The sequence below is a fragment of the Ruegeria sp. YTSC004 genome, assembly GCF_059609805.1.
Map to the genome: position 1 here is coordinate 1 of NZ_JBXWMJ010000032.1, position 9,128 is coordinate 9,128.

11 protein-coding genes are annotated in these 9,128 nt (G+C 54.3%); 3 read left to right on the top strand and 8 right to left on the bottom strand.

Annotated elements, in window-relative coordinates; all coding sequences use genetic code 11:
• Positions 1-182: 182 nt before the first annotated feature.
• Positions 183-449 carry a WGR domain-containing protein gene (locus tag AC2FFP_RS23115; protein ID WP_496737934.1) on the bottom strand — a complete coding sequence of 89 codons (267 nt, stop codon included), beginning with the start codon at positions 447-449 and terminating at the stop codon, positions 183-185.
• A gap of 138 nt (positions 450-587) precedes the next feature.
• On the opposite strand from AC2FFP_RS23115, the gene AC2FFP_RS23120 reads away from it, so the two are divergent.
• On the top strand, positions 588-1,265 hold the full coding sequence (locus AC2FFP_RS23120) for an ankyrin repeat domain-containing protein (RefSeq protein WP_496770885.1): 678 nt from the start codon (positions 588-590) through the stop codon (positions 1,263-1,265).
• A gap of 239 nt (positions 1,266-1,504) precedes the next feature.
• The gene (locus AC2FFP_RS23125; RefSeq protein WP_496881564.1) at positions 1,505-1,912 is read left to right on the top strand and encodes a nucleoside deaminase; all 408 of its coding nucleotides are present in this window, start codon (positions 1,505-1,507) and stop codon (positions 1,910-1,912) included.
• On the opposite strand, the gene AC2FFP_RS23130 is transcribed toward AC2FFP_RS23125, so the two are convergent.
• The 7 genes from AC2FFP_RS23130 to AC2FFP_RS23160 all read right to left on the bottom strand — a co-directional run bounded on the left by AC2FFP_RS23130 (position 1,878) and on the right by AC2FFP_RS23160 (position 7,884).
• Positions 1,878-2,165, bottom strand: coding sequence for a hypothetical protein (locus AC2FFP_RS23130; protein WP_496881565.1), 288 nt, complete (start codon positions 2,163-2,165; stop codon positions 1,878-1,880). The genes AC2FFP_RS23125 and AC2FFP_RS23130 overlap by 35 nt on opposite strands.
• Before the next feature lie 92 nt (positions 2,166-2,257).
• Positions 2,258-3,049: an SDR family NAD(P)-dependent oxidoreductase gene (locus tag AC2FFP_RS23135; RefSeq protein ID WP_058277033.1), complete on the bottom strand. Its 792-nt coding sequence runs from the start codon at positions 3,047-3,049 to the stop codon at positions 2,258-2,260.
• 21 nt (positions 3,050-3,070) lie between these two features.
• The gene (locus AC2FFP_RS23140) at positions 3,071-3,868 is read right to left on the bottom strand and encodes an SDR family NAD(P)-dependent oxidoreductase (RefSeq protein WP_058277032.1); all 798 of its coding nucleotides are present in this window, start codon (positions 3,866-3,868) and stop codon (positions 3,071-3,073) included.
• The gene (locus AC2FFP_RS23145; RefSeq protein WP_282169969.1) at positions 3,865-4,683 is read right to left on the bottom strand and encodes an ABC transporter permease; all 819 of its coding nucleotides are present in this window, start codon (positions 4,681-4,683) and stop codon (positions 3,865-3,867) included. The genes AC2FFP_RS23140 and AC2FFP_RS23145 overlap by 4 nt, the downstream gene beginning before the upstream one ends.
• A 9-nt stretch (positions 4,684-4,692) precedes the next feature.
• Positions 4,693-5,544 carry an ABC transporter permease gene (locus tag AC2FFP_RS23150; RefSeq protein ID WP_282169970.1) on the bottom strand — a complete coding sequence of 284 codons (852 nt, stop codon included), beginning with the start codon at positions 5,542-5,544 and terminating at the stop codon, positions 4,693-4,695.
• A gap of 22 nt (positions 5,545-5,566) precedes the next feature.
• Positions 5,567-6,724 carry an ABC transporter substrate-binding protein gene (locus AC2FFP_RS23155; protein WP_058277121.1) on the bottom strand — a complete coding sequence of 386 codons (1,158 nt, stop codon included), beginning with the start codon at positions 6,722-6,724 and terminating at the stop codon, positions 5,567-5,569.
• Positions 6,725-6,762: 38 nt separating this feature from the next.
• A complete protein-coding gene (locus AC2FFP_RS23160; RefSeq protein ID WP_058277029.1) occupies positions 6,763-7,884 on the bottom strand; it encodes an ABC transporter ATP-binding protein in 1,122 nt (373 codons plus the stop codon).
• A gap of 127 nt (positions 7,885-8,011) precedes the next feature.
• Between AC2FFP_RS23160 and AC2FFP_RS23165 the strand changes: the two genes are divergently transcribed.
• Positions 8,012-8,836 carry a helix-turn-helix transcriptional regulator gene (locus AC2FFP_RS23165; protein ID WP_282169971.1) on the top strand — a complete coding sequence of 275 codons (825 nt, stop codon included), beginning with the start codon at positions 8,012-8,014 and terminating at the stop codon, positions 8,834-8,836.
• The last annotated feature ends 292 nt before the right edge of the window (positions 8,837-9,128 follow it).

The following is a 9,128-nucleotide window of genomic DNA, read 5'->3' on the forward strand; positions in this document are numbered from 1 at the left end:
CAGTTCGCTGAGCTCGCCTCTTAAACCCACTGCCGCAGCGCGATATTGTAATCCAACCAAAACTTCGCAACACAACCGGCTCAGGGAGATCATGCTGGGGTGTTCTGGGTGGAAGCCGATATGTCGGCTGAAACCTAGAGCCCGGTCACGAGCCGACAGGTTCGGGATTTGCTAATGCGAAGTCACTCACCGACTGGAACATACCCTCGACGGCGCTTTTGCTTTTCGAGGTTTTGGAGCGCGTCGGCAGCCTCGGCTTCGTCATCATATGTCACCATCATGGCTTGCCCATTTGTGCCAATGCGCCCCCAGGTACGAAACACAGAAACTTCCCCAAACAGTGTCGGCTGCAATTCAATTCCATAAAACCGCGCCATGTTGACGTCCGGGTCCACGTGTATGAGGTGGACAGGTGTGGTGTCTGTCTGCTCCATAGCCCGATTATCCATTGGCGCCGCTCTTCTGTCCAATGACATTACAAGATCAATTCTTCGGAAAGGATTCTGACCCTGAATGGAGCTGGCATCGAATAAATCCGCTATTATTATCGCACCCTCCTGACCAATGTGTAAGAATAAGGATTGGCCATGCTTCGTCTTTTGCTATTTACGTTTGTGATAGGTCTTGCCGCCAACGCGAGTATGGCGCAGACGCCGCCTTCGGTTGGTGAGGTCTCGCATTACGACGGTCTCTTCGCAGCCGCTCACACCGGCAACGAAGAAATGATCCGGCAGCTCGTTGCGGCGGGGGCAAACGTCAACGCGCGGGACTCGCGAGGCCGCACGCCAGCCCATGTGGCAGCCTTTGCTTCAGAGGACGAGGCGTTGCGCGCGCTAGCCGAGGCCAGTGCTGACATGAACGCGCTAGAAGGTCAGGACTACGACGTGGTCACGATTGCGGCCGTTGCAAATGATCCAGAATTGATGACGCTCGCAATCGAGTTAGGCAATGATCCGGGCCTGACGACCAGCCCTTATGAAGGAACGGCGCTGATAGCGGCCGCGCATCTCGGGCATGTCGAGATTGTCCGACGGCTGATCGCCGCTGGCGCGCCTCTGGACCATGTGAACAATCTGAACTGGACAGCAGTTATCGAAGCCGTTGTGCTTGGTGACGGCGGCCCGGATCATCTTGCGGTTCTGGATGCGTTGTTGGCGGCAGGTGCTGACCGATCGCTTGCCGATCGTAACGGAACTACGCCACTCGAACACGCCGAACTACGCGGGTTTGCTGAGATGGTAGAGCGGTTAAGAAAAAGGGATTGAGACTAATCCAGCAGGCTGAAGTGGTGAGTTTCACTTGAAATGCGCCAATGGCAGCTTGGATATGACCGACCTCAGATCAAGGTCTTCTCGTGGTAGGGTGGTGATAAGGATGAATACATCTCACGGATAACCACAAAATGAACAAGATCGAAAAAAGTAAACAGGACTGCCACAGTGCACTCGTTTTCACGCGGCGTGGCTTTCTTGCTGTGTCAGGTTTTAGCGCACTGACGGTTGGAATGAGCAGCTCCGTCGCGGGTCAAACTTCCACGAGAGCGGACAACGCGATACCTCAACCAAGTGATCCCAACGATGCCACATTCATGGAGCGCGCTTTCGAGATGCGTCAGTATGCAATTGACCATGGAGATCAGGGGTATGGCGCAGTTGTGGTGCGCGACAACGTTATCATTGGCCAATCATGGAGCAGGGTCATCTTGGATCAAGACCCCACGGGTCACGCTGAAGTGGCCGCAATCAGGGACGCGGCGCGCCGTCTCAAAAACCGAGATTTGAGCAGAGCGGTCATGTACTCATCTTCCAGGCCATGTCCCATGTGTGAAGCCGCGGCTTTCTGGGTCGGGGTCCGTCACATGTTCTATGGCCGGGAAATCAGGAGCGCAGGTTCTCCGAAACTTTGCGGTTAGATAGGTTGTCAGCCACCAGCGAAGTTTCATTTTGGCTTCGCATCCCGCGTTGGGAAATCTCGGCCCATTGCTGCCATTCACTGACGGGCATCGCCGCCGCGTTGCGGCCCGTCAGAGCCGACATTCGCTGCAAGTGCACAGTTACAAGATTAGTGGAGGTCTGGATCGCGGACTTTCCCGACCTTCGGCTGAAATGCTCCAGAAGCCGCATCCGGCCCATTGCAGTCATTCGTCGTGAAAGTTCTCGCCGCATTGCGGCTCCACCGATCCAGCCATTCGCTGCGCCGCCAAAGTGATCGTGCAACTCAAAGTCCGATGGTCATGATTGTCCTATTCGCTTGGCATTTAACCTTTTGCGTACCAGCCGTTGTCAACATAGGTTGCATTGCCATTCACAAAGCTGGCCTCATCAGATGCAAGAAAAACCACCGCCGCGGCCACTTCCTCTGGATAGCAAATGCGTCCCTGCGTTGCCGCCATCCCAGAGTCTTCCCATTCCTGTCCGGCGGCGTCCAACTCTGCTATTTCCTTGAGGCCATGCGCCGTTTCAACAAACCCAGGGCAGACCGCGTTACACCGGATGCCCGCATCGCGATATTCGGTTGAGATCGTGCGCGCCAGTTGAAGAACCGCGCCTTTTGACATGCAGTAGACTGACTCCAACGCATAGCCCAGTTCAGCCGCAATAGACGAAGTAATCACGATTGAGCCGCCGCCATTTGCGCTCATGTCCTGAACCGCACGACGGCAGGTCAGAAAGGCCGATTTCACGTTTACATCCATCAACCAGTCATATTCTTCTTCGCTGGTTTCATGCATCGCTTTGACGATGATGGTTCCTGCGTGATTGAACAGGACATTATAGGGTCCAAAGGCTTCAAGGGCAGCGTCAAAGGCAGCATTGATCTCGGCGTCCTTGGTGACATCAGCATGAAAAAATGCCGCCTCACCACCTGTGTCGCGGATCATGTCGACTGTTTTCCGACCCTCTTCATTCTTGATATCAAAGATGCTGACCTTGGCACCTTCTTCGGCAAACATCAGCGCGGTGGCCCGCCCCATTCCAGTGGCTCCCCCTGTAATCACGGCAACTTTTCCCGCGAGGCGGCCATTGGGTGTCTTGAGGCTATTGGTCATATTGGTGCTCCGTACAGAAGTTCAGATGCATTCTCCGCCATCGATGACCAGCGCATGGCCCGTCATAAAGGTGGACATGTCGGAGGCCAGAAACAGGATTGAATCGGCCATTTCTTCGGTCGTGCCCCAGCGTCCCATCGGAATGGTTTCAGACACGTAGTTTTCTAGCTTTTCGCGCCCGCCCATTTGCACTTCGAAACCGGCGTTAAACGGCGTGTCGATAAAACCCGGACACAGGGCGTTAAAACGAACATTGTGTTTGGCATAATCTGCGGCCATCTGACGGGTCATGGCGACCACTGCATGCTTGGTAGTGGCATAGGCAATCATTTCGCGGTCGTATTGCACACCCGAGTTTGACGAAGTGATGATTACACTGCCACCTCCCTGCTCGCGCATGGGACCCACCGCAGCGCGAGCCGCGATAAAATGCGACCGCACGTTCAATCGCCAGGACATGTCCAAACCTTCAACGGGCACCTGCTCAAGGTTGCCTTCAACCTGATAGCCAGCGTGAGAGTGCAGGACATCAAGGCGCCCGTAAGCTTTGACGACTCTGTCGACCTCGGCTTTGACTGCCTGATCGTCGGTGACATCTAGCCCTCTCGAGGCCGCCACCAGCCCCTCGCCATGTAAGTCTTCGACCACATGCGCAGCCTTGTCGGCGTCCAGATCTGTCACAATAACTTTGGCGCCATGACGGGCCATGGCCATTGCCCCTGCCCGGCCAATTCCTGATCCGGCGCCTGTCACCAGAACAACCTTGCCGCCGAGTATCGGAAAAGGTCGGGCCTTAAGAGATTTTTCTGCAAGGGTCATCGGGACTTTTTACCTCCGCGTTGCAGCAACAACTGGGCGGTAATCAGCAGTAACAGAGACACGCCCATCACCATCGTTCCAATCGCGTTGATTTCAGGTGTCACACCGCGTCGGATGGATGAGAACACATAGATCGGCAGCGTCGTTTCTGAGCCCGCCACAAAGAACGCGATGATGAAGTCGTCGAAGCTAAAGGTGAAGCTCAGCAAAAAACCCGCCAGGATGGCCGGAAAGATCATCGGCAATGTCACCTGTCGGAACGTTCCCATCGGCGTGGCGTAGAGATCCGAAGAGGCCTCGGTCAGCGCGCGATCCATCCCCGCGAGCCGTGCCCGTACGATAATTACCACAAGCGCCATCAGGAACATCGTGTGGGCGGCGATCAGCGAGCCGATGCCCATGCGCAGCTTTGGCGGCTTGAACCCGTCCGGCCAAATCGCCGCAATCAGCGGGTTCAGTTGGTCAAATACGGTGACCAGCCCGATCAAAGTGGCGATCCCAATTACAATGCCGGGGATCATCACCGCAACATAGATCAGCAGATCAAAGGTAGCTCGCACGGGACCACGAATGCCCTGCAGGGCGACGGCGGCCATGGTGCCAAAGACGCTGGCAAACAGCGCCGAACAAAATGCCACGATCAGGCTGGTTTCCAGCGCGTCCATCACGAACGGATTGGACAGCGCCTTGCCATACCATTTGGTTGAGAACCCCTGAAGCTGGCTCGCGTGTCGACCGGCGTTAAAGCTGAACAGGGCGATGACACCGATAGGAATGTAGAGAAAAAGGTAAACGCAGATTGCATACAGTCTCATCGCATAGCCTCACATAATCGATACGTCTTCACGGCTTGCGCCGAGGCGGCTAATCAGCCGCATGTAGATCGTGACGGTAATCAGCATGACGACCACAAGGGTGACAGCAACCGCCGACCCATAGGCCCAGTTGCGTGACTGCAGGAACAGGTCGACCAGTGCATTGCCAACAAAGAACACTTTGCCACCGCCCAGCAGAGCCGGGATCAGGTATTCGCCCATCAACAGGATAAAGACGAGCATGCAACCAGTCGCAATGCCGGGCACCGAAAGCGGGAGCGTGATCTGAAGAAAGGTCTTCCACGGCTTTGCGCCCAGATCAGACGACGCCTCGAGCAGGCGTTTGTCGAGTTTGTCGAGGCTGACATAGATTGGGAACACCATCAGCGGTAGATACCCATAGATAATCCCAACCAGCACCGCAAACGGCGTGTTGATTAGGCGTAGTCCCTCAATTCCGACCCATTCGAACAAGGCAGGTATCCCGCGTCCACCCAGCAGGAAAATCCAAGCGTAACTGCGGATCAGGATCGACGTCCAGAATGGCACGATCACCAGAACCAACAGGATGGTTTTCCACCTCGGAGTCGTTTTGACAGCGAGAAAGTAAGCCAGGGGATAGGCGATAAGCAGCGCCGCCATGGTTCCTAACGGCGCCAACGTCATCGTATTTTTGAACGCTGCCCAGCGTGCAGGAAGGTTGGTGTATTGTTCCAAAGTGAGAGCGAGCTCAACGCCACCTGACGAGGCTCGCTCTCCAAAGCTAAAGATGAAGACAACTGTTAACGGAATGATCAACATCACGAGGAACCAAGTTCCCGCAGGTGCCAACAACAACCAGTTGCGTGTTCTATTCGTCATGTTGTCTTCACCTTAGTTCAGATCAGGCCGACTTGAACCGAGCCATCAGCTCGGCGCGGTTCGGATCGGTCAGAGTGACTGCGGCCCCGAATTCCAGTGGGCTCAAAAGCTCCTGAGCCGGGAAGATGATCGGATCATTCTTCAACTCTTCGGGCAGTTGATCATATGTTCGGGAATCTGCCGTCGGATAGCCGTGCGCCAGCACTTCTTTGACGTTAACATTCGGATCCAGCATGAAGTTGATCAACGCATAGGCCGCTGCCTTGCGCTCGGAGCTTTTGGGGATCGCCCAGTAATCGCTCCAGATTTCGCCGCCCTCTTTGCCAAGCACATAGGCGATCTCGGGTATGTCGGTGTTCAGCTGCTTGCCGTCGCCGGACCAGCAGATGGTCAACCAGGCATCCCCATTACGCATACCCGGCTGATAGTCCGACGTAATGGCAAACAGATGTGGCTTCACGTCAATCAGCAGTTTCTCGGCATCGGCCAGCTCTTTCTCGTCAACCGAATTGAACGAATAGCCAAAGGCGTTCAGGGCGCTGCCAATCGTGGTCAGCTGATAGTCGTGCACGATGGTACGACCCGAGAACTTGCCCATGGTGATATCAAAGAACTCTCGCCATGATGAAATCGCATTTCCACCATTGTGCTTAGTGTTGACGGCCATGCCGGTCGATCCCCAGTTCTTGGGAACACCATAGAGCTTACCGTTGACTGAACCTGCCTCGGCGTAGCGCGCATCAAAGGCCGACGCATCATAGTTCGGCAACATCGACGTATCCAACGGTTCGATCAGATCCTCTTTGACGTAATCTTCAAACGTGTAGTTGGTGGGCACATAGACATCCCAACCGGTGGCACCGGCCTGCAACTTGGCTAGCATTTCTTCGTTCGAGCCAAAGACGTTGACCTGCACATGTGCGCCGGTCGCCTCAGTAAAGGCGTCAAAGTTGGCCAGATCATGATAGTTCGGCCATGTAGCCAGAACCACGCGATCACCAATATCGCCAGCATATGCAGGTTGTGGGCGCAAACCGGGCACCGAGGCCCCCATCACAGCCGCTGCCGCACCAAGGCCGGTTACATTCAGGAAATGGCGCCGCGTGATTGAGCCTTTCCGGTAGCTTTCCAGCTTCTCCATGAACTCCTTCTTGGAGATATGGTCGATGGTCTTTGTCATTTTCTTTACTCCCTTTTGCATGGTTGTTGTGGACGTCGTTAATTTCGGTCGAGAATGAGCGCCGCCGATGTCTCCCACGAGACCAGGGCTTTGTCGCGGACGGCAAAAGCACCTTCGCTAAGGTCCGCCTGACGCGGAGCGAGTACGAGGAAGTCACCAAGGGTTTCGTGCGTCACCAGGTATTCAGTGTGTTCGCCAAGAAAAATTCGGTTGTGGACTTCGACCTCAAGACCTTTGCCCTGACGGCGCAGTTTCATTTGTTCAGGGCGCACGCTAACGCACACCTCCTGCCCGTCGACAAGACCATCACCGGGCATGCCCTGTATCCGCATTCCATTGTCCAGAAGCACCTCAGACAAGCCGTCCGTCGAACGCTGAAGTTTGCCATTAAAGAAGTTGGACGTGCCTACAAAATCAGCGACATAGCGAGAATTTGGGCGATCATACAACTCTTGCGGGCTACCGATCTGCACAATTCTGCCGTCCCGCATGATGCAAATGCGATCGCTCATCGATAGTGCCTCTTCCTGGTCGTGTGTCACCAGTACAAAGGTGATACCCAACTGGCGTTGCAGATCCTGCAGTTCGATCTGCATCTCCTTACGCAACTTGCGATCAAGCGCGGCCATGGGTTCGTCCAGCAACAGGAGTTTGGGCTCATTGATGATAGCGCGGGCCAGGGCCACGCGCTGTTGCTGGCCGCCTGACATCTCCCAGATCTTGCGATCCTCAAAGCCTGCCAGTTGCACCACATCAAGGGCTTTGCTCACCCGTTCCGAAATCTCTGCCTTTGGTATGCGCGGGCGGATCTGGCGTAACCCGTACCCGATATTTTGCGCCACGGTCATATGTGGGAACAATGCATATTGCTGAAACACCATGTTCACCGGACGGTGGTGCGCTTCGAGCGTGTTCACCACCTTTCCATCCAGCAACACATCCCCTTCGGTGGGGGTTTCGAAACCTGCCAGCATCCTCAAAGCTGTTGTCTTGCCGCATCCGGACGGGCCTAGAAAGGAAAGGAACTCGCCCTCGGCAATCGAAAGGTTCAAATCACTGGCGGCCAACACTTCGCCAAAGCGCTTTGTCACTCCACGCAGTTCTGCGATCGGTTTTTTGCCAGCTGGCTCAACCTCGCCAACATATCCCCCGTTTTCCATTTATTTCTATCTTTTTCCGATTTGTTGACTACTATCTATATTGGAAAAACAGTAAGAAAAACTTGTTTCAGTGTATATACCATGTTTTTAGTATATCAATCTGAATAGCAGGGCGCGGAGGAGGATCATGAAAGCTTTGTACGAAGCAACCGGCACGCTCATTGACGCTATCGGCTCAGAGAGCTTTGCACAAACCTTGTCTGATACGCTGAGGCAGATCACCCCGTTCGATTACACTGTTGTATTTGGATATTTTGGCCAAGCCCGCCCTTTGGATTTGTATGACGATTTCCCAAAAAATAAGCGCAAGGTCTTTGTTGAGGACTATCAGGAAGGCCCATACTTGCTTGACCCATTTTATCTTGTTTGCGAGACCGATTTCGTTCCCGGACTGCATCGAATTCGCGATCTGGCACCGGACAGGTTTTTTCAGGGCGAATACTATCGCAGCTATTATGCCCGAACCGGGCTTGCGGAAGAAATGGGCTTTGTGATCCGGCTTCCTGAATCCGCCAGTGTGGTTGTTTCCGTGATGCGTGAGCAAAAGGCTTTTTCAGCCAAGGATTTCCGACAACTCAATGAGTTTTGGCCCATTGTGCAGGCGACATGCAAAAGACACTGGGACGATCTTGCCAACCGGTTTGGATCTGTTGAAGGCGAGGTAGCAGATGATGATCTTTATCAAAGCGTGGCCCTTGCTTTTACCAATTTCGGACAGGGTGCCCTGACACCAAGAGAACGCCAGGTCGTCGAATACACGCTCAAAGGTCATTCCGCAGACGCTGTGGGGCGCATCCTCGAAATTTCCCCCGGCACTGTGCGTATCCACCGAAGGAATGTTTATTCAAAACTGCAGATCCGATCTCAAGGTGAGTTGTTTTCGAAGTTCATAGATGAATTGGTTTCGGGCGGACACTCATCGTTGTCGTCCAAATCACTGAACGCTAACTGAAGCCGATCGCCTTGGAGCGTACTTGCTCCAACTTCTTTTCACGAACGGTGAAGGCGAGGCAGAGCCCCTGCAAAACATAAAAACGTCTGAGTGTTCTGTGGGGTGTGAAGAAAGCATGCTCCATATTCGAACGGGACGCCTCCTGAGGCCTCATTCATCCATCTCGAGTGACCGCTTTTCTATTTTGGCTTGCATTTCATGCGCCTGCAGCGAATGACATGGTGTGATCGCGGTGGTCGCTCTCCTTGGGCAAACGAGGCCTGATATTATCAGCCTCACCAATCAAAAGCCG

Coding starts and splice junctions, on each gene's coding strand:
- AC2FFP_RS23115 (WP_496737934.1), bottom strand. CDS start 449: ATGGATAATCGGGCTATGGAGCAGACAGACACCACACCTGTCCACCTC.
- AC2FFP_RS23120 (WP_496770885.1), top strand. CDS start 588: ATGCTTCGTCTTTTGCTATTTACGTTTGTGATAGGTCTTGCCGCCAAC.
- AC2FFP_RS23125 (WP_496881564.1), top strand. CDS start 1,505: ATGAGCAGCTCCGTCGCGGGTCAAACTTCCACGAGAGCGGACAACGCG.
- AC2FFP_RS23130 (WP_496881565.1), bottom strand. CDS start 2,165: ATGCGGCGAGAACTTTCACGACGAATGACTGCAATGGGCCGGATGCGG.
- AC2FFP_RS23135 (WP_058277033.1), bottom strand. CDS start 3,049: ATGACCAATAGCCTCAAGACACCCAATGGCCGCCTCGCGGGAAAAGTT.
- AC2FFP_RS23140 (WP_058277032.1), bottom strand. CDS start 3,868: ATGACCCTTGCAGAAAAATCTCTTAAGGCCCGACCTTTTCCGATACTC.
- AC2FFP_RS23145 (WP_282169969.1), bottom strand. CDS start 4,683: ATGAGACTGTATGCAATCTGCGTTTACCTTTTTCTCTACATTCCTATC.
- AC2FFP_RS23150 (WP_282169970.1), bottom strand. CDS start 5,544: ATGACGAATAGAACACGCAACTGGTTGTTGTTGGCACCTGCGGGAACT.
- AC2FFP_RS23155 (WP_058277121.1), bottom strand. CDS start 6,724: ATGACAAAGACCATCGACCATATCTCCAAGAAGGAGTTCATGGAGAAG.
- AC2FFP_RS23160 (WP_058277029.1), bottom strand. CDS start 7,884: ATGGAAAACGGGGGATATGTTGGCGAGGTTGAGCCAGCTGGCAAAAAA.
- AC2FFP_RS23165 (WP_282169971.1), top strand. CDS start 8,012: ATGAAAGCTTTGTACGAAGCAACCGGCACGCTCATTGACGCTATCGGC.